This window comes from Sphingomonas vulcanisoli (assembly GCF_011761305.1).
Classification (GTDB): domain Bacteria; phylum Pseudomonadota; class Alphaproteobacteria; order Sphingomonadales; family Sphingomonadaceae; genus Sphingomonas_I; species Sphingomonas_I vulcanisoli.
The window spans coordinates 54,089-79,420 of sequence record NZ_JAAOZC010000003.1 but is presented as its reverse complement, the minus strand read 5'-3'; the positions used below and the strand labels follow the sequence as shown (position 1 = coordinate 79,420).

At 66.7% G+C, this 25,332-nt stretch carries 22 protein-coding genes; 14 read left to right on the top strand and 8 right to left on the bottom strand.

The window, feature by feature from the left end:
* The first annotated feature begins 52 nt into the window (after positions 1 to 52).
* The 5 genes from rfbC to FHS31_RS06965 all read left to right on the top strand — a co-directional run bounded on the left by rfbC (position 53) and on the right by FHS31_RS06965 (position 4,519).
* Positions 53 to 616 carry a dTDP-4-dehydrorhamnose 3,5-epimerase gene (gene rfbC, locus FHS31_RS06985; RefSeq protein WP_167072661.1) on the top strand — a complete coding sequence of 188 codons (564 nt, stop codon included), beginning with the start codon at positions 53 to 55 and terminating at the stop codon, positions 614 to 616.
* Positions 613 to 1,680: a dTDP-glucose 4,6-dehydratase gene (rfbB, locus tag FHS31_RS06980; RefSeq protein ID WP_167072660.1), complete on the top strand. Its 1,068-nt coding sequence runs from the start codon at positions 613 to 615 to the stop codon at positions 1,678 to 1,680. The genes rfbC and rfbB overlap by 4 nt, the downstream gene beginning before the upstream one ends.
* Positions 1,681 to 1,786: 106 nt before the next feature.
* A complete protein-coding gene (rfbD, locus tag FHS31_RS06975) occupies positions 1,787 to 2,674 on the top strand; it encodes a dTDP-4-dehydrorhamnose reductase (protein ID WP_167072659.1) in 888 nt (295 codons plus the stop codon).
* Positions 2,671 to 3,543: a glucose-1-phosphate thymidylyltransferase RfbA gene (rfbA, locus tag FHS31_RS06970; protein ID WP_167072658.1), complete on the top strand. Its 873-nt coding sequence runs from the start codon at positions 2,671 to 2,673 to the stop codon at positions 3,541 to 3,543. The genes rfbD and rfbA overlap by 4 nt, the downstream gene beginning before the upstream one ends.
* A gap of 127 nt (positions 3,544 to 3,670) precedes the next feature.
* Complete coding sequence (locus tag FHS31_RS06965) at positions 3,671 to 4,519, top strand: dienelactone hydrolase family protein (protein WP_167072657.1); 849 nt, start codon at positions 3,671 to 3,673, stop codon at positions 4,517 to 4,519.
* A gap of 121 nt (positions 4,520 to 4,640) precedes the next feature.
* Here the strand turns inward: FHS31_RS06965 and FHS31_RS06960 are convergent, their stop codons facing one another.
* Entirely contained in the window at positions 4,641 to 4,931 is a 291-nt protein-coding gene (locus FHS31_RS06960; protein ID WP_167072656.1) for a DUF1244 domain-containing protein, read from the bottom strand.
* 217 nt (positions 4,932 to 5,148) lie between these two features.
* Here FHS31_RS06960 and FHS31_RS06955 point away from each other — a divergent pair, with 217 nt between their 5' ends.
* Entirely contained in the window at positions 5,149 to 5,811 is a 663-nt protein-coding gene (locus FHS31_RS06955; RefSeq protein WP_167072655.1) for a 2OG-Fe(II) oxygenase, read from the top strand.
* A 3-nt stretch (positions 5,812 to 5,814) separates the two neighbouring features.
* On the opposite strand, the gene FHS31_RS06950 is transcribed toward FHS31_RS06955, so the two are convergent.
* Together FHS31_RS06950 and FHS31_RS06945 are read right to left on the bottom strand one after the other, a co-directional pair.
* Positions 5,815 to 6,981 carry a glycosyltransferase gene (locus FHS31_RS06950; RefSeq protein ID WP_167072654.1) on the bottom strand — a complete coding sequence of 389 codons (1,167 nt, stop codon included), beginning with the start codon at positions 6,979 to 6,981 and terminating at the stop codon, positions 5,815 to 5,817.
* Positions 6,978 to 7,748 (bottom strand): DUF2334 domain-containing protein, encoded by a 771-nt coding sequence (locus FHS31_RS06945; RefSeq protein ID WP_167072653.1) that lies wholly within the window; start codon positions 7,746 to 7,748, stop codon positions 6,978 to 6,980. The genes FHS31_RS06950 and FHS31_RS06945 overlap by 4 nt, the downstream gene beginning before the upstream one ends.
* Before the next feature lie 245 nt (positions 7,749 to 7,993).
* Between FHS31_RS06945 and FHS31_RS06940 the strand changes: the two genes are divergently transcribed.
* The 3 genes from FHS31_RS06940 to FHS31_RS06930 all read left to right on the top strand — a co-directional run bounded on the left by FHS31_RS06940 (position 7,994) and on the right by FHS31_RS06930 (position 11,390).
* Complete coding sequence (locus FHS31_RS06940) at positions 7,994 to 8,923, top strand: hypothetical protein (protein ID WP_243843329.1); 930 nt, start codon at positions 7,994 to 7,996, stop codon at positions 8,921 to 8,923.
* Positions 8,920 to 9,423 carry a DUF2141 domain-containing protein gene (locus tag FHS31_RS06935; protein ID WP_341786309.1) on the top strand — a complete coding sequence of 168 codons (504 nt, stop codon included), beginning with the start codon at positions 8,920 to 8,922 and terminating at the stop codon, positions 9,421 to 9,423. The genes FHS31_RS06940 and FHS31_RS06935 overlap by 4 nt, the downstream gene beginning before the upstream one ends.
* Positions 9,424 to 9,599: 176 nt before the next feature.
* On the top strand, positions 9,600 to 11,390 hold the full coding sequence (locus FHS31_RS06930; protein ID WP_243843328.1) for an alkaline phosphatase family protein: 1,791 nt from the start codon (positions 9,600 to 9,602) through the stop codon (positions 11,388 to 11,390).
* 129 nt (positions 11,391 to 11,519) lie between these two features.
* On the opposite strand, the gene FHS31_RS06925 is transcribed toward FHS31_RS06930, so the two are convergent.
* On the bottom strand, positions 11,520 to 12,299 hold the full coding sequence (locus FHS31_RS06925) for a hypothetical protein (RefSeq protein ID WP_243843327.1): 780 nt from the start codon (positions 12,297 to 12,299) through the stop codon (positions 11,520 to 11,522).
* A gap of 107 nt (positions 12,300 to 12,406) precedes the next feature.
* Between FHS31_RS06925 and FHS31_RS06920 the strand changes: the two genes are divergently transcribed.
* Together FHS31_RS06920 and FHS31_RS06915 are read left to right on the top strand one after the other, a co-directional pair.
* On the top strand, positions 12,407 to 12,664 hold the full coding sequence (locus tag FHS31_RS06920) for a hypothetical protein (RefSeq protein ID WP_167072652.1): 258 nt from the start codon (positions 12,407 to 12,409) through the stop codon (positions 12,662 to 12,664).
* 39 nt (positions 12,665 to 12,703) lie between these two features.
* On the top strand, positions 12,704 to 15,295 hold the full coding sequence (locus FHS31_RS06915) for a TonB-dependent receptor (protein WP_167072651.1): 2,592 nt from the start codon (positions 12,704 to 12,706) through the stop codon (positions 15,293 to 15,295).
* A 100-nt stretch (positions 15,296 to 15,395) separates the two neighbouring features.
* Here FHS31_RS06915 and FHS31_RS06910 read toward each other — a convergent pair whose 3' ends face one another.
* The 4 genes from FHS31_RS06910 to FHS31_RS06895 all read right to left on the bottom strand — a co-directional run bounded on the left by FHS31_RS06910 (position 15,396) and on the right by FHS31_RS06895 (position 19,249).
* Entirely contained in the window at positions 15,396 to 16,292 is an 897-nt protein-coding gene (locus FHS31_RS06910) for a glycoside hydrolase family 130 protein (RefSeq protein WP_341786308.1), read from the bottom strand.
* Positions 16,293 to 16,295: 3 nt separating this feature from the next.
* Entirely contained in the window at positions 16,296 to 17,075 is a 780-nt protein-coding gene (locus FHS31_RS06905) for an SDR family NAD(P)-dependent oxidoreductase (RefSeq protein ID WP_167072650.1), read from the bottom strand.
* A gap of 96 nt (positions 17,076 to 17,171) precedes the next feature.
* Positions 17,172 to 18,887, bottom strand: a complete 1,716-nt coding sequence (locus FHS31_RS16260) for a M56 family metallopeptidase (protein ID WP_208408610.1) — start codon at positions 18,885 to 18,887, stop codon at positions 17,172 to 17,174.
* Positions 18,884 to 19,249 carry a BlaI/MecI/CopY family transcriptional regulator gene (locus tag FHS31_RS06895; RefSeq protein WP_425057203.1) on the bottom strand — a complete coding sequence of 122 codons (366 nt, stop codon included), beginning with the start codon at positions 19,247 to 19,249 and terminating at the stop codon, positions 18,884 to 18,886. The genes FHS31_RS16260 and FHS31_RS06895 overlap by 4 nt, the downstream gene beginning before the upstream one ends.
* Positions 19,250 to 19,492: 243 nt before the next feature.
* On the opposite strand from FHS31_RS06895, the gene FHS31_RS06890 reads away from it, so the two are divergent.
* The 3 genes from FHS31_RS06890 to FHS31_RS06880 are packed head-to-tail and all read left to right on the top strand — an operon-like array spanning position 19,493 to position 25,300.
* Entirely contained in the window at positions 19,493 to 20,641 is a 1,149-nt protein-coding gene (locus tag FHS31_RS06890; RefSeq protein WP_243843326.1) for an efflux RND transporter periplasmic adaptor subunit, read from the top strand.
* A 4-nt stretch (positions 20,642 to 20,645) separates the two neighbouring features.
* On the top strand, positions 20,646 to 23,825 hold the full coding sequence (locus FHS31_RS06885) for an efflux RND transporter permease subunit (protein ID WP_167072648.1): 3,180 nt from the start codon (positions 20,646 to 20,648) through the stop codon (positions 23,823 to 23,825).
* Positions 23,822 to 25,300 (top strand): efflux transporter outer membrane subunit, encoded by a 1,479-nt coding sequence (locus FHS31_RS06880; protein ID WP_167072647.1) that lies wholly within the window; start codon positions 23,822 to 23,824, stop codon positions 25,298 to 25,300. Before FHS31_RS06885 ends, FHS31_RS06880 begins: the two co-directional genes overlap by 4 nt.
* The last annotated feature ends 32 nt before the right edge of the window (positions 25,301 to 25,332 follow it).

The window sequence follows — 25,332 nt, the reverse complement described above, 5'->3', positions numbered from 1 at the left end:
CCGCCCTTCGCCCCTCCCGTATCGGAACGCTTGCCGACCCTGGGGAGCCCGCATGCCCGTCAAATTGATCCGCCCGCGCCGTTTTGGAGATGACCGCGGCTGGTTCGTCGAGACCTACAATGCCGGACGCTATCCGGAGTTGGGGGTGGCGGTGACGTTCGTGCAGGACAATCATTCGATGTCGCGCGACGTCGGCACGCTGCGCGGGCTTCACTATCAGGCCGATCCCAATGGCCAGGATAAGTTGGTTCGCTGCGTGCGGGGCGCGATCTGGGATGTGGCGGTCGATGTGCGCCGGGGCTCGCCGACCTTCGGCCAGTGGGTCGCGGCCGAGCTGACCGCCGAGAATGGCCACCAGCTGTTCGTACCGATCGGCTTCGCGCACGGCTTCGTCACCCTGCTGCCCGATACCGAGGTCGAATATAAGTGCAGCAATCTCTACGCGCCGCAATCCGAAGGCGGCGTGATCTGGAACGATCCGACCGTGGCGCTGCCCTGGCCGCTGCCACCCGAAGGGCCGAAGCTCAGCCCGAAGGACGAAATCCTCACCGCCCTCGATGAGGCGACCACCCCCTTCACTTATGACGGCCAGCCGCTGGAGCCTCTCGACGCATGACCGAACCTCTTCGCATCCTCGTCACCGGCGGCGCGGGCTTCATCGGATCGGCGCTGGTCCGCCACCTGATCCGCGACACGCCGCACAGCGTGCTCAACGTCGACAAGCTCACCTATGCCGGCAATCTCGCCAGCCTGGAACCGATCGCCAACAGCCCGAAATATCAGTTTCTGAAGGCCGACATCTGCGATCAGGCGGCGATCAGCGCGGCGATGGCCGAGTATCAGCCCGACGTGGTCACGCACCTCGCCGCCGAGAGCCATGTCGATCGCTCGATCGATGGGCCGGCGGCGTTCATCGAGACCAACATCGTCGGCACCTTCTCGATGCTGCAGGCCGCCTTGATCTACTGGCGCGGGCTGGATGACGAGGCCAAAGCAAAGTTTCGCTTCCACCATATCTCCACCGATGAGGTATTCGGCACGCTCGGCGACGAGGGCTTCTTCACCGAGGAGACGCCCTACGATCCCCACTCGCCCTATTCGGCCAGCAAGGCGTCATCGGACCATCTCGTTCGCGCCTGGCACGATACCTATGGGCTGCCGGTGATCGTCACCAATTGCTCGAACAATTACGGGCCTTATCACTTCCCCGAAAAGCTGATCCCCTTGATGATCATCAAGGCGCTCGGCGGCGAGGGCCTGCCGGTCTACGGTAAGGGCGCCAACGTCCGCGACTGGCTGTTCGTCGAGGATCACGCGCGCGCGCTGACATGTGTGTTCGAGAGCGGCGCGATCGGCGAGAGCTACATCATCGGCGGCCGTGCGGAGAAGACCAACCTCGAGGTCGTCCACCGCATCTGCGAGACGCTCGACACGGTCCGCCCGCGCACCGACGGCAAGAGCTACAAGGAGCAGATCACCTACGTCGCCGATCGCCCCGGCCACGATGCGCGCTACGCGATCGACCCGAGCAAGCTGGAGCGCGAGCTCGGCTGGACGGCGCAGGAGAGTTTCGACAGCGGTATCGAGGCGACGATCCGCTGGTATCTGGATAATGAGAGCTGGTGGCGGCCGCTGGTGCAGGAAAAAGGCGCAACGCAGCGCGCGGGGCTGAAGGGGTGAACCACCACCCCTGTCCCGTTCGTGTCGAGCGTAGTCGAGACACGTTCCCGACTTTCGCCCGTGGCACGTCCCTCGACTGCGCTCGGGACAAACGGGGGAGAGGCGCTTGAACCCCATCCTCGTCACCGGCGGCTCGGGCCAGGTCGGCCAGTCCCTCGCCCGCCTTGCGCCCGAAGGCTTCGAGCTGGTGATGCCGCGCCGCGCCGAACTCGACATCTCCGATCCCGAATCCTGCGCGGAGATGGTCGCGTCGCGTGACTGGTCGGCGGTGATCAGCTCCGGCGCCTATACCGCGGTCGATAAGGCCGAGGCCGACGTCACCGCCGCCTGGGAGGCCAATGCCATCGGCCCCGCCGCGCTCGCCGCCGCCAGCGCCAAGGCGGGCATCCCGATCCTCCACCTTTCCACCGATTATGTCTTCGATGGTTCGCAATCCGGCGCCTATCAGGAAAGCGACCCTGTCGCGCCGATCGGCGTCTACGGCGCCTCCAAGGAAGGCGGCGAACAGGCGGTCCGCACCGCCAACCCCCGGCATATCATCCTGCGCACCGCTTGGGTGGTCAGCCCGTTCGGCAACAATTTCATCAAGACGATGCTGCGGCTCGGCGCCGACCGTCCGCTGCTGCGCGTGGTCGGTGATCAATGGGGCTGCCCGACCTCGGCACTCGACATCGCCGCGACGTTGCTGGCGCTGGTCGATCATGTCACCCGCGATGCCGCGCCGCCGTGGGGCACCTATCATTTCGTCAACGCGGGCGAGGCCAACTGGCACCAGCTCGCCGTGGCGGTGCTCGATCGCGCCGCGACACACGGCCGCCCGCGCCCGGAGATCGAGGCGATCACCACCGCCGACTATCCGACGCTCGCCAAGCGCCCCGCCAATTCGCGCCTTTCCACCGCCAAGCTCGAACAAGCGTTCGGCATCCAGCCGCGCGCGTGGCAGACCGCCATCGACGAAATCACCGACGAACTTCTGGGGGCAGACGTAAAGTGAAGGGCATCATCCTCGCCGGCGGCACGGGCACGCGGCTTCATCCGGCGACGCTCGCCGTCAACAAACAGCTGCTGCCGGTGTACGACAAGCCGATGATCTATTTCCCGATGTCGGTGCTGATGCTCGGCGGCATCCGCGACATCCTGATCATCTCCTCGCCCGACTATCTCGACAATTATGTCCGCCTGTTCGGCACCGGCGAGCAGTTCGGTCTCAACATCCAATATGCCGTCCAGCCCAGGCCCGAGGGGCTCGCCCAGGCCTTCCTGATCGGCGAGGAATTCCTCGACGGCGAGGCCGCGAGCCTCGTGCTCGGCGACAACCTTTTCTTCGGCGCGGACCTCGGCGAGCGCTGCAAGCGCGCCGCGGCGCGCGAACAGGGCGCGACGGTCTTCTCCTACCGCGTCGAGCATCCCGAATCCTATGGCGTCGTCGAGCTATCCGAGGACGGCCGTGCGCTATCGATCGAGGAAAAGCCCAAGCACCCCAAGAGCCACCACGCCGTCACCGGCCTCTATTTCTACGACAACCGCGTCGTCGATCTCGCCAAGGCGGTGAAACCCTCCCCGCGCGGCGAGCTGGAGATCACCGATCTCAACCGCTTCTACATGGAGATGGGCGAGCTCTGGGTCGAGCAGCTCTCCCGCGGCCACGCCTGGCTCGACACCGGCACCCACGACAGCCTGCTCGAGGCCAGCGAGTTCGTGCGCACCGTCCAGCACCGCCAGGGCATGCAAATCGCCTGCCTGGAGGAAATCGCCTTCGTCAACGGCTTCATCACCCGCGACCAGCTCCGCGCCCACGGCAAAACCTATGAGAAGACCCGCTACGGCCGCTACCTGCTCGATATCGCCGACGAGAAGATCTGAGGCCTTACGCCGGCCCTCACCGAGCGTGGTCGAAGGGACGTGCCATAAGCGCCGAGGTCAAACGTGTCTCGACTTCGCTCGACACCAGCGGTTAGGTTGAGCAGAAATCCCAAGAGGAGTCGCGACGATGGAGCATCTCACCCGCCCCGAGGGCAGCGCGCCCGAGGATTTCCACGTCACGCGACGCGGCGCCGCCGGGCTGTTCTTCGCAGGTTATGCGGTCGCCGCCTTCTCGGCCGAGGCCGCGCCGATCACGACGCCGGATGACGGCCTGATCATCGAAACCGCGCTGATCCCCAACGGCGCGCCCAACCCTCTGCCCGCTTATGTCGCGCGGCCCAAGACCCCGGGGCACCACCCCGCAATCCTCGTGGCCAATGAGATTTTCGGGATCCACGATTATATCAAGGATGTCTGCCGCCGCTTCGCCAAGCTCGGCTACGTCGCGATCGCCCCCGATTTCTTCTATCGCGCCGGCGTCAATCTGCCCGCGCTCAGCGATCGCACGCAGATCATGGCGGTCGTGGCGCAGGCAACGCCGACACAGGTCGATAGCGATGTCCTGGCGACCACTAGCTGGCTGAAGGCGCAGACGTTCGTGGCGCCCGCCAAGATCGGCATCACCGGCTTCTGCTGGGGCGGCGCGGTGGTCTGGCGCGCGGCGATGCAGGATCCGGACGTCAAGGCCGGGGTCGCCTGGTATGGCCAGCTCAAGGGCGTCATCCCCCGCGCCGCCGAGCTCAAGGTGCCGGTGCTCGGCCTTTACGGCGGGCTAGACCAAGGCATCAGCCCCAGCGATGTCGAGGCGATGCGCGCCGCGCTGAAGGCAGCGGGCAAGACGGGATCGGACCTGATCCTCTATCCCGACGCGCAGCACGGCTTCCACGCCGATTATCGATCGAGCTACAATGAGGCGGCGGCCAAGGACGGCTGGACGCGGGCCATTGCGCACTTCAAGGCGAATGGGGTGGGGTGAGTCTCCCTCTCCCCGCCAGCGGGGAGAGGGCCGGGGAGAGGGGGCGCCAGATGCCACGAAGTGGGCGCTAAATCGTCTCGAACTCCCCCTCTCCCAACCCTCTTCCCGGAGGGGAGAGGGCTTATGCATTCTTCGCCACGCTCGCGTTCATCCGTTCGATCTGCTCGGGCGTCGCCTCGGCCTGATGCTTCTTCTTCCACTCCGCATAAGGCATTCCGTAGACCACCTCCCGCGCCGTCTCGCGATCGATGCCTGGGTCCGCCTCGCTGACCCAATCGGACAGGCAATTCCGGCAGAAGCCTGCCAGCCCCATGAGATCGACATTCTGCGCATCGCTGCGGTGGCGGAGGTGTTTGACCAGCCGGCGGAAGGCGGCGGCGGCGGTGCGATCGTCGAGGCTGTCGATGTCCATGCCCCTCACCTAGCCCTGTCCGGCATCGCGGCAAAGCATCCAATTTGGATCAGATAGATCGCCGTCTCGTCCTGTGTCGACGCTATTGTTCAGCGCCATGCAAGATATCAGCACCAAGACTCGGACACTCTTCCGGTATCCAATTGTCGATGCTGATCTCTATTCGTCCGCGATTCCGTTTCCACACGCCCTCTTTGAGGATTCGTGGGATGAGGATTTGTTGGCCGACTGCGCGCGCGATATCGCAGCCTTCGCGGAATGGGATGGCGAAAAGCAGTTCTACGGTTCCAAGCAGAAGCGCTATTGCGGCGACATCGATAAGCTTCCCGCCTCTGTCCAGACCGTCATCGACGAGGCCTCCCGCCCGCGCTTCATCAAATGGCTTCAGGAACTCACCGGAGAGAAAGCGCTGGTGCCGGACCCGTATCTGGAAGGGGGCGGCATCCATTCGATCGGAACCGGGGGGTATCTGAAGATCCACGCCGATTTCAACTGGCACGAACCGCTGCAGCTCTATCGCCGTCTCAATGTGTTGCTCTATCTCAACGATGATTGGCAGGAGGATTGGGGCGGCCGGATCGAGCTGTTCAGCGATCCGCAGCGGGAGCCCGAGGTGTCGCTGCTGCCGACGATGAACCGCATGCTCGTCTTCACCACCGATGATGCTTCGTTCCACGGCCACCGGCACGCGCTTTCCTGCCCCGCCGATGTGCGGCGCAACTCGATCGCGCTCTATTATTATTCGGCGGTGACGCCCGCGAAGAACTTCGCAGAAGCGCGCACGGACACCGATTATCGCGCCGCCGCCGATGAGACGTTCGATAAGGCGCGCGGCCTGAGGGGTAAGCTGGCCGCGCTCAAGAAAGTGCTGATCGATTAGGCGCTAGGCGCGGCGGCGCTCGTCGCGGCGCACGTGCTGCGCATAGATCGCGAACAAGGCATCGAAATGCGCGGCCATGGTGCGCGGCTCGGCATAAGCGCGCGACACGCCCGCCGCGCGATCGCGAACGAAGCGCAGGATCGCCTCGGTAGCGGCGACCGGATTGGACGCCTCATAGAGATAGCCCGCGGAGGCGCGGCCCTGGTCGCTGGCGCCGCCCTCGTCCGGCACGATCAGCGGCAGGCCCGAGGCCAGCCCCTCGGCCGCCGCAAAACAGAAGGTCTCCGCCTCGCAGCCGTGGATCAGCGCGTCGGCGCTGGCCATCAGACGGGCGAGCGCGGGGCGATCGGCGATCGGCTTCAGGGCGACGATGTGCGGATTGCCGGCGATGGCCTTGGCGGTGCGCCGGTGCGTCCGCCCGCCGCCGACCAAGACCAACCCGACCGGCGCCCGACCGCCCGCCGCTGTCGCCGCGCCAATCACCATCTCCCAGCGTTTCTCGGGAGAATGGCGGCCGACGCCGAGCAGCAGCGTCGCCTCCGCCGGCAGCCCGCATTGCGCGAGCAGATCGGCGCGCAGCCGTTCGTCGCGGTGCAGGGGCGAGAAGACCCCGGCCTCCACGCCCATCGGGTTGGTCACCACCTTGGTCAGCCCGCCCTCACGCAGCCGCGCCGACAGGCTCTCGCTGGCGCTCACGACCAGATCGAAATCGCGGTCGATCCGGCGCAGGTGCCGCCAATACCAATCGAAGCCCTTGTCGATCGTCGGCCGATCGGCGACGCCGCCGAACCAGCGATAGGCAAAGGCGGACAAGGGATCGGCATGCGCGATCAGCGCCTTGGGCGTGGCGCCTCGCCAACCCGCGATGATCGATGCGCTGCGCCATGGCGACGAGACCTCGACCATGTCGGGAGCCTCGGCATCCAGCAGGGCATGAAGGCGATCGCGATCGGCGAAGAAGCGGTAATTGCTATCGAGCGGGAAGATCGGCGACTGCATCCAGACGATCCGCGCCAGCGGCCCGCGCAGCTCGATACGGTCCTCCTTGCCGGGCGCGATCACGACGATCTCATGCTCGCGCGCGGGCCCTTCGCGCAATTTATGCTCGATATAGGTTTTCACGCCGCCGCCGCGCGGCGCGTAGAACGCACAGACGTCCACGATCTTCATGCCGCCGCCGCCAAGGCAGGAGCGCCGAGATCGGCGTAGCGCGCGGGCCTGTGGGTTTTCAGGAAGTGGCGCATGGTGTGATCGATATCGGCGAGGATTAGGCTTTTGTGCGTGTCGCCCGGATGAACGGCGATGCGCACCACCGGCTGGTGGCGGAGCGCGATGCGGCCGAGCATGGTCGCGGCAAGCGAGCTGGTGGTGCGCCAGCGGCTGCGGCTCGCCCAGGTCAGCACCGGGCCTTTGGCGAGCACCTCGCCCGTGGCCGGGCGCCAGACGCGCAGATGATCCTCAGCGATCGGTACGTTCAGCTTGGTCAACGCCGCTTTGGCCCCCGGCCCATAGAGCCAGGCCGGGGCAATGAAGCCCGCCGCGCTGCGTCCCGTCGCCTGTTCGATCAGATCGAGGCCCTCGGCGATCCGCTGCTCCGCGACCGCTTCGGACAATCCGAGGAACTCGCCCTCGGACGCCGTGAAATGCCGCGCCTTGAAGCGATCCCACTGGCCCGCATGCGCGGTCTCGTCGCGATGATACCAGCCGTGCAGGAACATCTCGACACCCGCATCGGCCCAGCCGCGCAGGCGTCTGGCGAAGGCCGGCGCGGCCCCCAAGGGCGCGCGCCCCCAATGATCTGGCACAACCAGCATCGCCAGCCGGTGCGATCCCATCAGCCCGGTCAGCCGCCCGAGCAGCCGATCGACCTGCGGCTCGAACGCCGGCGAAACGTCGTGGATCGAGACCAGCAGCTGCTTTTCAGCGGAGTGCGGCATGGCAGGCGCCATAATCCTAATCGGCGGTGAGGTCTCTAGCATTCAGCGGCAAGACGCCGCCGATCGGCCCGTTCCGCAGCGGGTTCGCCGCAAAGTGAGTCTTCTCCGCCACAGCTCTGAAATTGACCCGCACGAAGCGAAAGCTTAAATTCACACTGCGGAAACTAGGGCGACGCGGCGTCTATGAAGCAGATGACCTTGCCAACGGGGACGGCACATCCGCTTTCATGCTCAGGATTTGGTGAATGGATAGTTTGGTAGCGCGATCGAAACCGGCGCGCGCACCGCTCGACTTCGAGCGGATGGAGCTTTCGCCGGGGATCGTGCAGCGCTGGCTGGTGCCGGCGCTGTCGATCGCGATCCTCGGCGGCGCCGTCCTGCAGCTGCGCAATCTCGATTTCCACCGCCTGATCGCGATGACCCCGGTCTCGCCGCTGTTCTGGGCGGTGTTTCTCGTCAGCTATTTCTTCCAGCCCGCCAGCGAGTGGGTGATCTTCCATCGTCTCTGGGATCTCCCGAAGCGCGCCATCCTGCCGCTGCTGCGCAAACGCCTCACCAACGAAGTGCTGCTCGGCTATTCGGGTGAGGTCTATTTTTACACCTGGGCGCGCCGCAATGCCGCGATGGTCACGGCGCCGTTCGGGGCGGTGAAGGACGTCGCGATCCTCTCCGCCGCAGTCGCCAATGTCGTGACGCTGGTGCTGGTCGCGGCCTGCTGGCCCTTGCTCAACGGCATCAAGCTGGGCTTCGATGGCGAGATGATCACCGGATCGGCGGCGATCATCACCGTCGGATCGCTGGCGACGATGCTGTTCCGCCGCTTCCTGTTCAGCCTCGGAACCCGCGATCTGCTGTTCATCGCGGGCGTTCACCTCGTCCGCATCATTGCCAATCTGGCGCTCACCGCCGCGCTATGGGCGATGATCATGCCGAGCGCACCGCTCAGCTGGTGGCTGCTGCTGGTCACGCTTCGGATGCTCGTCTCGCGCCTTCCCTTGATTCCCAACAAGGATCTGGTGTTCGCGGGGCTGGCCGCATTCATGATCGGGCGGGAGACGGATACCACCGCGCTCGTCTCGCTGATCGCGGGGCTGACGCTGGCCGCCCATCTGGCGGTCGGCGCGGGCCTTGGTGCGCTCGATCTGGCGGGGGCTTCGGAGGAGGCCAAGGCGTGATCGCGCTGCTCGCGATGGCCGCCGCGATCGCCTCCTCGCCGCGCCTCGGCGTCGCGGAGGGCACCTGCCGCCCCAACGAGAGCGGCCCTGCGATCCGCATCACCGTCGAAGGGCTGTCGCACCGCACGGGCACGCTCCGCGCCGAACTCTATCCCGTCAACGACGACGACTTTCTGGAAGACGACAACAAATTGATCGCTGCGGGCAAGGCCTTCCGCCGATCGGTGGCGCCCGTCCCCGCCGCCGGGCCGGTGATACTGTGCCTGCGCGCGCCCTCGCCCGGCGCCTATGCGCTGGCGGTGATCCACAACCCCAGCGGTGGCCACGGCTTCAGCCTGCTGCGCGACGGCGTCGGCTTCGCCGGCAACCCCTATCTCGGCCACGCCAAGCCCCATGCGATCGAGGCTGCAATCAATGTGGGGCAGGATGTCACGCCGACGCTGATCGTGATGAACTATCGCCGGGGCCTGTTCAGCTTCGGCCCGCTGGGGCGGCGGTAACGCGATCCTCCCCGGCACGGGGAGGGGGACCGCGCGAAGCGTGGTGGAGGGGGCTCAAAATCGAACGCGACGCAGATGGATAGCCCCCTCCGTCAGGCCTCCGGCCTGCCACCTCCCCGTATCGGGGAGGATCTCGGAGCTTGACAAAACGGAACATTTATGGTACAGGTTTGACGATGTTCGCGGTAGTTCTGACTTTGCCGATCGTGCTTTGCGCAGGGCTTGGCACGTCCCGCCAAATTCCTTCCGCAATCCTCAACTTCCTCAACTTCGCCCGTCACAAATCCGCAACGCGGGCCTCGCATGAGCCGCCTTTCAACGGTGGGAGCGAGACGATGCGGATGACAGGTTGGGCGGCAGCAATCGCAATGGCGCTCGGCGCGTTACCCGCCGCCGCTGCGCCTGCCCCACGGCAACCCAAATTGATCGTCGCCATCTCGGTCGATCAGTTCGCGCTAACGCTCTATCAACGCTATCGCCCCACTTACACCGGCGGCCTCGCACGGCTCTCGCAGGGCTTGAGCTTTACGGGCTACCAGAGCCACGCCGCGACCGAGACCTGCCCGGGCCATTCGACCATCCTCACCGGCGATCACCCCGCCACCACGGGCATCGTCGCCAATGTCTGGTACGATCGCGCGACGGGCAAAAGCGTCTATTGCGTCAGCGTGCCCGGCGCCGACGCCGATGCGCGCGGGCCGCAGAACATGCACGTCGATACGCTCGGCAGCTGGCTCAAGGCGGCGCAGCCGGGCGCGCGCGTCTATGCGATTTCGGGCAAGGACCGTGCCGCGATCACCATGGGCGGCAAACATGCCGACGGCGTCTGGTGGTGGTTGGATGGCACGGGCTTCAGCACCTCTTCCTATGCCGGACCTGCGACGCCCGCGGTGACCGGACCCGCCGACACGTTCAACCAGGCGACGATGGCGGCGTGGAAGGCTTCGGCGCCCGCGCTCTGGCCCGAAGCCCCGGCGGCGTGCCGCGCGCTGGAGAAGCCGTACACGTTCGGGCCGGTCGCTCGGTCGGGCAAGGTGCCGCCCGAGCAGAGCCTGGGGCTGGAGCCCGGCGGCAAGGATTTCCTCAACGAACTGCACAGTTCGCCGCTGTTCGATACGCTGGTGCTCGATTTCGCGCGCGCGACGATTGATCGCGAGCACCTCGGCCATGGCCCCGCGACCGACCTGCTCGCGCTGAGCTTCTCGGCCACCGATTATGTCGGCCATCGCTTCGGCAACGGCGGGGCGGAAATGTGCACGCAGGTGGCGGCGCTCGATGCGACCCTTGGCGCATTGTTCGCGAAGCTCGACAGCCTGCACGTGCCCTATGTCGTCGTGCTGACCGCCGACCATGGCGGGCACGACGCCGCCGAACGGTTGCGCGGGACCGGCGTCGATGCGGAGCGGGTCGATTCCGGCCATCTGCTCGAGGAACTCACCGCCGCGATGCGCGCGCGCTTCGGTCTGCCCGATCTGGCGATGAAGGGCGAAGATGCGCAGCAGATCTTCATCACCGGCGTCGCCGATCCCGCAGCGCGCGCGCAGATCCGCGCCGCCGCGATCGCCTGGCTCAAGGCGCGACCGGAAGTGTTCGCGGTCCATACGCCCGAGGAAATCGCCGCGACGCCGATGCCGGTCGGCAAACCCGTCGAGACGCTGACGTTGCTGCAGCGTTACCGCGAAAGCTATGATCCGCTGCGCAGCGGCGACATTGCGGTCGAGTTCCGCAACCACACCAGCCTCTACATGCCCAAAGCGCCTGCCGATATGATCGCCGGCCATGGCACGCCCTGGGACGAGGACCGCCGCGTGCCGATCCTGTTCTGGTGGCCGGGCGTGAAGCCCGCGCGGCCCGGCGTGGCGGAAACGGTGGACATCGCGCCGACGCTGGCGGCGGTGGCGGAGATCAAGGCGCCCAAGGTGGATGGGAAGTGTCTGGTGAGCGTCGCAAGGAAATGCCCGCGGTGACCTAAAGCCCCTCCCCTTCAGGGGAGGGGTTGGGGTGGGGGAGTCCGGTCGCCCCAAAAGCGACGCCAGGGGCATCGAGCCCCCGCCGCCGCTACCCCACCCCTTGCCCCTCCCCTAAGGGGAGGGGTTTTAAGGCGACGCCACCACCGGCAGCCGGCTCGCCACCAGTTCATGCGTCTTGCGCTCGATCCCCCACAGCAGCCGCGGCGCATGTTCGTCCCAGCCGATCGCCTGGCCGTCGGTCGGAATCGCGATCGTCGCCACCAGCTCCAGCACGCCCCCGCCCTCCGGTACGCGCAACGCATACAGCTCGGGCCGATCGTGGCCGGTCACATAGAGCAAGCCATCCCCGCCCCACACGCCGCCCGACGAGCTGCGCGGCGCAAAGCGATCGAGCACGGCGTCCGGAAAGATCCAGCGCCCGGTCTCGCGGAAGGCTTTGTCGTAGCGCACCAACGTCGTCGCGCGGTGATCGCGGCCTGGCGCGCCGCCCTTGCCGTCATAATTGGCATAGCAGGCCCACCAGCCGCCTGCGTGCCAATCGACCCAGGTCAGCGAGCCATAGCCCGGCCCCATTTCGCGGGTCGAGCGATGCTCTAGCGTCCGCGCATCGAACGTCTCGATCCGGCTCGCCATCGGCAGGTCCGGATAGTTGGAGCCCGCACAGATCAGCGCGCGGCCATGGACGATGCAGCTGTTGAGATGCTTGAAATGCGCCTCGTCCCCCTGCCACCGCGCGGCCACCTTGCCGCTCACGGGATCGATCCGGGCGATGGCGCGATTGTCGATCGCGAACAGCGCGCCGTCTCCCGAAGCCACGCCCTGCCGCGCATCGTCGGCGGGCAGGCGGCGCACCTCGACAGCGGTCGGCGGGGCGGCGGCCAGAAGCATAGCCAGTGCGATCATCATCGGCCTTTTCGCCGCGGGATTTCCGAACGGCGCGATCCTAAGCGCATCGATCGCAGGCGCAACGCCCGTTCACCGCCGGGACAGCCGACCGCGGCAGGATCGATCGGATGCGCCTGATCCTCGCCTTGCTGCTGACCGCCACACCCGCCATCGCGCAGGACGAGGACGCCGCCCACCGCGCCGATCGCGAGCGCACGCAGGAACTCAACCGCCGCGCCGCCGCCGTGGTCGAACGCCGTAACGACAGCAATGCGCAGGGCAGCGCCGCCTATCGCGCAGCGCATGCCCGCTACGAACGCGACATGGCCGAATGGCGGCGGCGCGTCGCGGCGTGCGATCGTGGCGATTGGTCCGCCTGCGAATAAGCCGGTTGCGCGCCGCCGGATCGCCGGGGATGGAGGGGCATGCGCGCTGCCCTCCTCGCTCTGCTCTTGGCGACGCCCGCCTTTGCGCAGGACGCGGCCGATCCCTTCGGCACGATCATCGTCACCGCGCGCAAGCGCGCCGAGCCGCAGCAATCGGTGCCGATTGCGATCAGCAGCTTCGATGCCGCCGCCGTCGATCGGCTGCAGATCAAGACGATCGAGGATCTGCGCTACGCCACACCCTCGCTCTACGTGCAGCCGAGCAACTTCCGGCAGGACGTGATCAACATCACGATCCGCGGCCAGCAGAATTTCCAGAGCAACGGCCTGCAGTTCGATACCTCCGCCGCAGTCTATGTGAACGGCGTCTATTATGCGCGGCCGCTGGGGCTGACGGGCAGCCTGTTCGATGTCGATACGGTGCAGGTGCTCAAAGGCCCGCAGGGGACTTTGGTGGGCCGCAACACCACCGGCGGCGCGATCTTCTATGAGACCAAGCAGCCGGCGCGCGACTTCGGCGGCTATGTGCGGTCAAGCTTCGGCGATTACGGCCTGCACACAGTACAAGGGGCGCTCAACCTGCCGCTGACCGCCAACCTCGCGGTGCGCGCCGCGTTCAATTACGATCATTCGGACGGCTACATCCGCAATTATTATGTCGATCCGGTATCGGGTGCCCGTAACGACACGCCTGCGATGGGTTATCGCAAGCTGGGGGGCATCTTCTCGGCAAAATGGACGCCGGCTGACTGGAGCATCCTGCTCCGCGCGAATGTCTCCGACGAGCATTACACCGGCCAGACCTATACGACGCTCGGCAGCTTCATCGGCACGACGCTCTCCAACGGCCGCCCGTCGGTCTGCAACATCCCCGCGACCTGCCTCGGCTTCACCGATCTCCGGGGCTCGGTCATCACGCCTTATTATGCCAATTACCTCACCGGCACCGCGGTCAGCACGCTGCCTTCCGCCTATAACAGCGCGCTCGCGCTGGCGGCGCGGGCGGCGAACCGCAGCTTCTGGAGCACCGAGCAGGCGATCAACAACCGCGACGAGGGCCGCTACCAGACGCTCTCCGCGACGATCGACAGGAAGCTCGGGCAGGTCGACGCCCGGCTGATCGCCGCCTATCGCTGGTTCGATGCCACCGGCGCCTCGCAGAACCGCGGCCTGCCCTATGTCACCAACGTCTATGCCTATGACACGCCCGATTACCGATCCTGGCAGGCGGATCTGACCTTCAACGGGCACCTGCTCGCCGACACGCTCAAGTGGACGGCGGGCGCGTTTGGCTTCCGCGAGACCAGCCCGACCGATGGCGATCAACTCTGGCTGTTCCTGCCGAGCGGCATCGCGCCCGCGGCGGCGAGCGGCAGGCAGATCACCTATACCGATGCCACCCGCAACGGCGAGCGCAACAGCAGCTATGCCGCCTACGGCCAGCTCACCTACACCCTGACGCCACACACCCGCCTGACCGCGGGCGCGCGGTACACGATCGATCACCGCTATGCGCTGCTGGCGACGCAGACGATCCGCTTCCCGGCAACACCCCCCACCACCGCCACCGTTCCCAACGGCGTCTACGATCCCGGCAGCTATACCCTGCTCGGCATCACCTATACCGGGCTCACCCGCGCCTGCGCCCTGACCGACACCGGCGGGCGGCTGCTGTCGCTCGACCAATGCCGCACCACCGTGACACGCACGTATCGCCGGCCGACCTGGACCGTCGCCGTGGATCAGGATGTGGCGAGAAACACCCTTGCCTACGCCACCGCGCGCTCGGGCTATCGCTCCGGGGCGATCAACAGCGCGGCAATCAACCCGGCGGTGATCACCGCCAAGCCCGAGCGCGTGACGGATTATGAGATCGGGCTGAAATCGGATTGGCGGCTGGCGGGCGTGCCGCTGCGCACCAATTTCGCCGCTTACTGGACCGATTATCGCGACATCCAGATACAGACCACGCTGCCCAACGTGACCATCGCCACCGCGCCCGGCGACGTCTGCACGCAGGCTTTGTTCAACGCCGGCAGCTGCACGGGCACCTCCAACGATAACGTCACGCTCAATGCCCGGCGCGCGCGGGTGCGGGGGTTCGAGTTCGATGTGCAGGCCCGCCCGCTCAAGGGTCTGACGCTGCAGGCAGCCGGCAGCTATCTCGATGCGGTCTATAGTGATTACAGCTTCACGCCCCCGCCCGGCTATCTGCTCCCCACCGGCACGACCAACCTCAGCGGCACGCGGTTTCCGCTGCCGAAATGGCAGCTCAACGGATCGATGGTGTACGCACGCACGACGCCGCTCGGCGCGCTCGAGCTGAGCTGGCACAGCTATTGGCAGAGCCACTACGAGGCGGACCTGCGCGCCTTCAATCCCGCGCAGGCGACTCGTGGCTATGCGCTCTCCGATCTGCGCGTTGCGCTGGGTGCGGTGCTGGGAAGCCGCTTCGATATCAGCGCGGGGCTCAAGAATGTTTTCAACAAAGCGGCCTGCGTGCCCGAGCCGCAGGGTGTGCTCAACTCCGCCCCCAACGGCACGTTCGGGGTGGCGGGGACGAGTGGCGTACTCCAGTGCATGCCGCTTGCGCCAAGGACACTGATGGGAACGGTCGCGTATCGCTTCTAACGAACCTTTCCGTTCGTGCTGAGCCTGTCGAAGCACCGTTCTTCTTTCAGCGCTGAAAGAAGAACAGCCCTTCGACAAGCTCAGGGCAAACGGAGGAGGCTTAGCTCCGCTTCAAAGTCGCTCGATATAGCGCCGCATCGCCGCGCGAATAATAGAGCCACGGATGTCCGCCCGCGATCACCACCGAAGCGGCAAAGACGATATCCGTATCCAGCCGGTTGGCGGCGGGCGGCGGCGAGATCAAAGGCTCAACGCAGCGATCGACCACTTTGGAATATTCGGCATCGAAGGCGATCCAGCCGATCCGCCAGCGCGCATCCTGGGTGGCGCCATTGTAGAACATCACCGGATGATCCTTGTCGCTGGTCAGCAGCGGACCGGTGGAAAGGTGCCAGGCGTCCCAGCCATCGGGGCGGGGCTTGAAGGGCTGCTTTTCATGCTGCCACGGGCCGGCCTCGCTCTCGCCGATCGCCAGACCGACGAGCGAGGCGCCGCCTGCGGCATATTCGTAGAACAGCCGCCACGCGCCCGCCTTGGTGCGATCGACGGTGGCTTCCTTGACGTTGCCCTCGGTGGGGGTCGATGGGATGGCGACGCCCTTCTTGACGAGCTTCCCCATCGACGGGCCCTCGGCGTACAGCATCTCGCCGTGGCTGCGGCTGGCATCGACGCCGGTATAATAGACGACATACGTCCCGTCCGATCGCTCGACGACGGTGGGATCCTCGCAGCCGCTGATATCTTCCGGCCCCGGCCCCGGCACGATCACCGGCTTGGCCGTTGCGGTGAAGGATAGGCCGTCATTGCTCGTGGCATACCAGATCGTGCCGCTATCGCCCTTCGCGCCTGGCTTGGGCACCGCGCGGACCATCATCAGGAAGACATCGTCCTTCCCCTTCCAGACATAGGGGCTCATCAGATCGCGCTCGAGCAGCTCCTTCGGCCCATCGAGCTTGACCGCATCGGTGGCTTCGACGTTGAAATCGATCTGTGCCACGGCTCAGGCTCCCAATGCCGCTTCGAGGCTGAGGCCGCCATCGATCGTCAGCACCGCGCCGGTGACATAAGCGGCGGCATCGGAGCACAAGTAGACGACCATCGCACCGACCTCGTCCGCCCGCCCGGCGCGGCCTATGGGAATGTTATGTTCGAGGCTGGCGCGATAGCCGGCGTCGGTCTCGGCGCGCACGTTCATCGGCGTCAGGATCATGCCCGGCGCGATCGCATTGACCGTAATGCCCATCGGCGCGACTTCGATCGCCATCGTCCGCGTCAGGTTTTCAAGCCCCGCCTTGGCCGAGCAATAATCCGCCCCGCCCGCGCGCACCGCCTGGCCGTGGATCGAGCTGATGTTGATGATGCGGCCGGGCTTCTTCGCATCCCGCAAGCCCCGCGCCAGCGCGCGCGAGGTGAGGAAGGCGCCGGTGAGATCGGTGCGGATGAGCCGGTCCCACTGCGCCAGCTCCATATCCGTCACGTTGGTGCCGCTCATGTTGAGCCCGGCGGAATTGACGAGGAGATCGGGCGTGCCCAGCGCCTGGGTGACGGCGGCGAAGGCCGCAGCGACCTGCGCCTCGTCGCCGAGATCAGCCTGGACGGTGGTGGCCTTGGCCCCCGCCGCCGTCACCTGCGCCGCGACGCCATCGGCAAGGCCCTTATCGCGGAAATAGAGGATACTGACCGAAGCGCCCGCCTGCGCCAGCGCCACGGCGGACGCCGCACCGATCCCGGATTCGCCGCCGGTCACCAGCGCCACACGGCCATCGAGCAATCCCGCCATCCTCAACTCCCATCATGTGCGGGAGCCTAACGATGACGGGAGGGAACGGGTCCGAAACGGACACTCGGCTCGTCGCATCCGCGACAACGCAGGATTTCAGTGCGGGCGGGCGGAGTTGCTGGCGATGGCGGAGTCGATCCCGGCGAGCGCCTGGGCGCGGGCGTCGTTGGGGATCGAGCGATCGCCCGCGACTTCGGCGCGGGCCTGGCGAAGCGAGGCCATCACCATGTCGTGGATATGCGTGCCGCAGGTAGCGAGTGCGCCGAAATCGGCGTCGGCGGGCATCTTCACGCCCTGCTGATCGCAGGTGGCGCGCAGGCCGGCACGGGCGCTGTCCATCGCCGTGCGAACGAGCGCGGCGGTATCGGGCATCGAGGCGCGAACCTCTTCGTTGATCCGGCGGACCCGTTCGTCCGAAAGGCGGGCCTGGCGCGCGGCTTCCCGGCTGGCGAGCGCGGCCTGGCGCTCCGCTTCGCGCCCGGCCTGAGCGGCCTGACGTGCCGCTTCACGCCCGGCGAGCGCCGCCTGACGGCCGGCCTCGCGGGCCTGCTCCGCCGACTTGCGGGCGCATTCCGCTGCCTTGCGGGCCGCTTCCCGATCGGCGGCGGCGAGCCGGGCGGGAGGCGCGGGCGGGGCCGGAGGCGCCGGAGGGGCGGCCATCGCGACGGGCGCGGGCGGCGCAGGCGGAACCGGGGGCACGCTTTTCATCGGCGGCACGGGCGGCGTGGGCACGGACGGCGGCACCGCTACGGTCTCGATCTTCGCAGGTGCGGTCTGCGCCTGGCCGGTCGCGGTGAGCACCAGCCCGCCGCCGATCGCGCCGGCGGCCAGCGCCGCGCCGCTGATCAGGCGGAAGGGGCCGAATTTGGCGGTGGCCATCATCAAGATCCTCTTCTTCAACTGATCCTTGTGGCTGAGCGCGCAGGCCATCGCGGGCATGCGGCCGCTCGCCGACTTGAGCATCGCGCTGCCGTAGGAGTGGCGCTCGGCGGGGTTGGCATCGCCGAGGACGGTGGCATCGCAGGCGAGCTCCTGATCGGCGCGGAAGGCGCGATAGGCGCGGTGGGCGAGCGGATTCCACCAGTGCAGCGCGACGATGCCGAGCGCGAGCAGATTGGCGGGAATATCGAGCCGATCATGGTGCGCCGCCTCATGCCGCAGCGCCAGCCGCCGCTCCTCGGACGAATAGCGGCTGACGAAATTGCCCGGCAGCAGGATACGCCGCTTGAAGATGCCCGCGGCGATCGGTCCCGACACATGGTCGCTGACCAGCACATCGATCCCGCATTCGCGCGCCATGCGGAAGCTGCCCTTGAGCGCGACGTTCAGGAACAGGCGATAGCGGATGAGCTGGGTGACGAAGAGCAGCAGCGCGCCGCCGAGCCAGATCGCGAGCGCCAGCGTCGTCCAATCGATCGGATGCGGGGGCGCCAACAGCGGCGGCGGGGGCAGATGCCCGGCCTGATGCAGTTCGAGCGGCGGCGGGTCCATCGGCGCATATTGGACGACAAGCTCCGGCGGCACGGGGCGCGGATCGGCGGCAGTGGCCACCATATTCGCGGCATGGACCGGATCGACCAGGCCGAAGGTCGCCTCATGCGGCTTCAGCGATGCGACCGGGATCATCAGCGTGCGGTGCCCCGGCAGCGGCGGCAGGACCATCCGCAACGCGGGCAGCAGCCACAGCGCATAAGCGATCTTGGCGCCGAACATCCGCATCACGGGCGCGCGCACCGCCAGGACCAGCGCCATCAACAGGCTGGAGGCGATCAAGGTCTGGACGATCCAGGCGGGCGTAAACCAGTGCATCATGGCCGCAGCTCCTTCAGCAAGGCTTCCAGTTCGGCGATATCTTCGCTCGTCAGTCCGTCGCCCTCGGCGAGGTGGGCGACCAGCGGCGCCGCGCGGCCACCGAACAGGCGATCGGCGAAGCGGCGCGTTTCCCGGCTGGTGTAATCCTCGCGGCTGACCGCGGGCCGATAGAGAAAGCGGCGACCGTCTTCCTCATGCGCCAGCACGCCCTTGGCGAGCAGGCGGCCGAGCATCGTCTTGACGGTGGTGACGCTCCAGTCGCGCCCTTCCCCGGCGCGTTCGGCCACCTCCTGCGCGGTCAGCGGACTTTGGCGCCATAGCACCTCCATCACCGCCAGCTCGCTGTCCCCGATCACCGCCACGTTCCGAATCTCCGATTACACCTGTAGTCGTAATGACTACGCTTGTAATCGTCAATGCTTTCATTGCGCTGAACGGTCGTCTTTCATCCCGCTTGCCAATTCAGCACCAAAATAATGCAGTGCGAAAAATACCGATCGGTACACTTGTCGCCGTCGGGGCGGACGCCTATTTGTCGCCCGGCGATAGAACAGGGCAGAGTGATGCAGGGACGGATTTGGGCGAGCCTGGGGGCAGCCGTCATTATGCTTGCGGGGTGCGGATCGAAAGCGCCGCCGCCACCGCCGAAGCCGCACGTCAATGTCGCGCACCCGCTGACCCGCGATGTCGTCGATTGGGACGAATATGTCGGCCGGTTCGAAGCGATCGAAAGCGCGAGCGTGCGCCCGCGCATCTCGGGCAACGTTACCCGAATTCTGTTCCGCAACGGGCAGGATGTGCATGCCGGGCAGCCGCTGTTCGTCATCGATCCACGCCCCTACCGCGCCGAATATCTCAAGGCGGTCGCCGCCACGGGCAAATCGCAGGCGACGCTGACCAACGCCCAGACCGAGCTGGCCCGCGCCCAGAAGCTACGCACCGTGCAGGCGGTGAGCCAGGAGGAATTGGAGACCAAGCTCGCCAACGTCCGCACCGCGCAGGCCGATCTCGCTTCCAGCCGCGCGGCGCAGGCCGAAGCCAAGCTCAACCTCGATTTCACCACCGTCCGCGCGCCGGTCAGCGGTCGCGTCTCGGACAAGAAGGTCAGCCTCGGCGACGTCGTCACCGCCAGCACGACCGAACTGACCAGCGTCGTGACGATGGATCCGATCTGGTTCAGCTTCGAAGGCGCCGAGAGCCTTTATCTCAAATATACCCGCCAGGCGCAGCAGGGCGTGCGCGGCTCATCGCGCAACACGCCCAACCCGGTCGACATCGAGCTCGCCGATGAAAGCGATTACCGGCACCACGGCCATATGGTGTTCGTGGACAATGCGATCGATCCGCGATCGGGCACGATCCGCGCCCATGCCGAACTTTCCAACCCAGGCCGTCTGCTCACGCCGGGCATGTTCGGCCGCGCCCGCCTACTCGGCTCGGGCACCTATCATGCGATGCTGATCCCCGACGAGGCGATCACCACCGATCAGACGCGCAAGCTGGCCTATATCGTCGATGCCAAGGGCATGACCGTCGCGCGCGAAGTCGAGACCGGGCCGCTGGTCGCGGGTCTGCGGGTGATCAAGAAAGGCATCGCTGCGGGCGATCTGGTGGTGCTCGACGGGCTGGGCCAATTGCAGCCCGGCGCCGCGGTCGACGCGCATCAGATCAAGCTGCGGCCGCGCGCCGCCGATACCGCGCCCGGCACCACGATCCTCAGCGCGCCGCCCGCTTCCGCCGCGACGGCGCGCTGATCCGATGCGCTTCCCGCATTTTTTCATCGATCGGCCGATCTTCGCGGCCGTCCTGTCGGTCCTGATCGTCGTCTTCGGTCTGGTCGCGTATCCGACGCTGCCCGTTGCCCAATATCCGAACATTGTGCCGCCGACCGTGGTGGTCACCGCCAACTTCCCCGGCGCCACCGCCGAAACGCTGGCCGATACCGTAGCGACGCCGCTCGAGGAATCGATCAACGGCGTCGAGCATATGCTCTACATGTCCTCGTCCTCGACCGGGGACGGCAATCTGAGCATCACCGTGACCTTCGAGCAGGGCACCAACGTCGATCAGGCGCAGGTGCTCGTTCAGAATCGCGTCACCCAGGCCGAGCCGCGGCTACCCGATCAGGTCCGCCAGATCGGCGTTCAGGTGAACAAGAATTCGCCCGACATCCTGATGGTGGCGGCTTTCTATTCGCCCGATCATTCGCTCAGCCCGCAATATGTCTCCAACTATGTGACGCTGCAGATCATGGATCGGATCAGCCGTCTCAAGGGGGTCGGCAACGTCCGCTTATTCGGCGGCCGGGACTTCAACATGCGCGTCTGGATCGATCCCGACCGCGCCGCCGCGCTCAACATGACCGTAGATGAGGTGGTCGCCGCGATCCGCGCGCAGAATGTGCAGGTCGCCGCGGGCGCGATCGGCCAGCCGCCGTTCAGCCATGGCGGCACCGCCTTCCAGCTCAGCATCCAGGCCAAGGGCCGCCTGAGCACGCCTGAGGAATTCAGCAACATCATCGTCAAGACCGACGATCAGGGCCGGATCACGCGGCTGGGCGAGATCGCGCGCGTCGAGCTCGGCGCGCAGGATTACGGCACAAACGCCTATCTCTCCGGCCAGCCGATCATCGCCATGCCGATCCAGCAATTGCCCGGATCGAACGCGCTGGCGACCGCCCAGCGCGTGCGCGACGAGCTGCAGAAGGCTTCGGAAAGCTTCCCCAAGGGCCTAGCCTATAAGATCCCCTATCACCCGACCGACTATATCCAGGAATCGATCAGCGCCGTGCAGCGCACGCTGATCGAGGCGATCATCCTGGTGGCGCTGGTCGTGCTGCTCTTCCTGCAAAGCTGGCGCGCGGCGATCGTGCCGATCATCGCCATCCCGGTCTCGCTGGTCGGATCGATGGCGGTGCTGGCGGCGTTTGGCTTCAGCCTCAACAATCTCTCGTTGTTCGGCCTCGTGCTGGCGATCGGCATCGTCGTCGATGACGCGATCGTCGTGGTCGAGAATATCGCGCGCCTGATGGAGGAGAAGGGGCTGGAGCCCAAGCAGGCCGCGCACGAAACGATGGACGAGGTTTCGGGCGCGCTGATCGCGATCGCGTTGGTGCTGATGGGCGTGTTCATTCCCACCAGCTTCATTCCCGGCATCTCGGGCCAGTTCTACAAGCAGTTCGCGCTCACCATCGTCGGCGCGACCGCGATCTCCTGCTTCGTCTCGCTGACACTGTCGCCCGCGCTGGCGGCGCTGATCCTCAAGAAGCCCGGCGCGCATCACGAACCGCGCCCGGGCGTCCTCGGCTGGCCAGGGCGCTTCTCGGCCACCTTCAACCGCGGCTTCGATAATCTCGGCGAGCGCTATGGCCGCTTCACCGCGCGCGCCGTCCGCGCTCTGGCGATCATCGGTGTGTTCTACGTCATCCTGATCGCCGCGGCGGGCTGGCGCTTCTATGCGACGCCGACGGGCTTCATCCCCGCGCAGGATCAGGGCTACCTGATTGGCGTCATCCAGATGCCGCCCGGCGCCTCCCTGCAACGCACCGACGAACTGCTGGGGCAGACGCAGAAGATCGCGCTGGGCGATCCGGCCACCGAAGCCACGGTCGCCTTCGCGGGCTTCGACGGCGCGACCTTCACCAACGCGCCCAATACCGCGGCGATGTTCGTGGCGCTCAAGCCGCAGGCGGACCGCATCGCGGCGCCCAAGGTGACCGCCGCCCTGCGGCAGAAGCTGGCCGGCATTTCCGCGGGCACCGTGCTGGTCGTCCCGCCGCCGCCCGTTCAGGGGCTCGGCACCGGCGGCGGCTACAAGATGATCATCGAGGATCACAACGGCACCGATTACAAGGCGCTGGAACAATCGACCTTTGCGATGATGGGCGCGGCCAACAAGACCCAGGGCCTGCAGGCGGTGTTCACCACCTTCAACACCAAGACGCCGCGCCTCTACGCCGACATCGATCGTGACCGCGCCGAGCAATTGGGCCTGCCGGTGCAGAACATCTTCTCGACGCTCAACACCTATCTCGGATCGACCTATATCAACGATTTCAACTTCCTCGGCCGCACCTACCGCGTCACCGCGCAGGCCGATGCGCCCTATCGGTCCGAGGCGGGCGATGTCGGCCGGCTGAAGGCGCGCGCCAATTCGGGCACGATGGTGCCGCTGGATGCGGTGATGAAGCTCAGGAACGACAGCGGCCCCTACCGCGTCGTCCACTACAATCTCTATCCGGCGACCGAGCTGCAGGGCGATACCGTGCCCGGCTTTTCGAGCGGCCAGTCGCTCAAATCGATGGAGGGGCTGGCGGCGAAGATCCTGCCGAGGGGCTTCACCTACGAATGGACCGAGCTGGCCTATCAGCAGCGGACGGCGGGCAATACCGGCACGCTGATCTTCGGCCTCGCCGTCCTGTTCGTCTTCCTGCTGCTCGCCGCCAATTACGAAAGCCTGGTGCTGCCGCTGGCGGTGATCCTGATCGTGCCGATGTGCCTGCTGGCGGCGATCATCGGCGTCGATGTGATGGGGCGCGACAACAACATCCTCACGCAGATCGGGCTGGTCGTGCTCGTCGGCCTTGCCGCCAAGAATGCGATCCTGATCGTCGAATTCGCCAAGCAGCATGAGGAAGAGGATGGCGAGGGGCCGGAAAAGGCCGCCGAACATGCCGCGCACCAGCGGCTTCGCCCAATCCTGATGACCTCCGTGGCGTTCATACTCGGCACGCTGCCGCTGGTGATCGATGGCGGACCAGGATCGGAAATGCGGCAGGCGCTGGGGATCGCGGTGTTCTTCGGGATGATCGGCGTGACCGTGTTCGGCCTGCTCTTCACGCCAAGCTTCTACGTCATCTCGCGCCGCTTCGGCGGCTGGGTGGGGGGCCGGTATCGGCGCCTTCGCGGCAAAACCGATGCGCGGGAGGCAACGGTATGAAGCGTCTGATCGCGCTCTCGGCGGCGCTGCTGCTCGGCGGCTGCATGGTCGGCCCCAATTACAAACATCCCGCGCCGACGCCCGCGGCAACGGGTCCGTTCGTCGAGCCGCAGAAGAGCGCCGCCGATCTGCCGGCCCATTGGTGGCGGCTCTATGACGATCCCACGCTGGATGCGCTGATCACCGAGGCGCTGGCCAACAATACCGACGTCCGTGTCGCTGCGGCCAATCTCAAGAAAGCGCGCTACGTGCTCGCCGAGGCGCACGGCAAGCTGCTGCCGACCACGACGCCTTCGGCCAGCTACACGCGCGTGCGGCAGGGTACGGCGGCGTTGGGCGCAACGGGCAACATCGCTGCCGCCGGCACCGGCGCAACCGCTGGGTTGCCGGACGCCTATACCTACAATTCCTACTCGGCGGGCTTCGACGTCAACTACGAACTCGATCTGTTCGGCGGGGTGCGGCGCGGGATCGAGGCGGCGCGCGGCGATTATGGCGCGGCGGAGGCGGCGCTGGATGCGGCGCGCGTCGCGGTCGCCGCCGATACCGCGCGCGCGTACGGCGACAGCTGCGGCTATGCCGCGCAGGTTGCCGACGCGCGCGAGACGATGACGCTGGAGGCCAAGACCGTCGATCTGACCGAGCGGCTCAACGCCGGCGGCGGCGGTACGATGCGCGATGTCGATCAGGCGCGTACGGTTTACGAACAGGCCGCCGCCTCGCTTGCCAATCTGGAGGCCGAGCGACGCGCGACGCTGGATGCGCTCGCGGTGCTGACCGGCAAGCCGCCCGCGGCGCTCGATCCGATCGTCGCCACCTGCACGGCGCCGCCCAAGCTCTCCGCGCCGCTGCCTAATGGCGACGGTCGCGCTTTGCTCGCGCGCCGCCCCGATGTGCGGCGGGCCGAGCGCCAGCTTGCCGCCGATACCGCGCGGGTCGGCGTCGCCACGGCCGATCTCTATCCGACGATCACGCTGGCGGGATCGGTGTCGCTGGGCGCGACGCGGTTCAGCGACATCGGCAAGGCGCGCTCGTTGAGCTATTCGCTGGGGCCGCTGATCAGCTGGAATTTCCCGATCCAGAGCGAGGCGCGTGCCCGCGTCCGCCAAGCGCGTGCGCAGGCCGAATCGAGCCTCGCCAGTTTCGATGGCGCGGTGCTGACCGCGCTCAAGGAGACCGAGCAGGCTTTGGCCCGCCTCGATGGGCAGGCCAAGCAGAACGCCGCGCTCGGCCGCGCTTATGCCTCGGCCGCAGACGCCTACAAGCTTTCGCAATATCGCTTCGATGCCGGCGCGGACAATTTCCTGCAATTGCTGGATGCCGAGCGCACCCGCGCCCAGGCCAGCGCCGCGCTCGCCCAATCGAACAGCGCCCTGATCGATGCGGAGATCGATCTGTTCCGCGCGCTGGGCGGGGGCTGGGAGGATGCGCCTGCGGTCAACGAGAAGCCGCTGAAAGGGAATGCAACACACTAGGTCCTCCCCTGCAAGGGGAGGTGGCAGCCCGC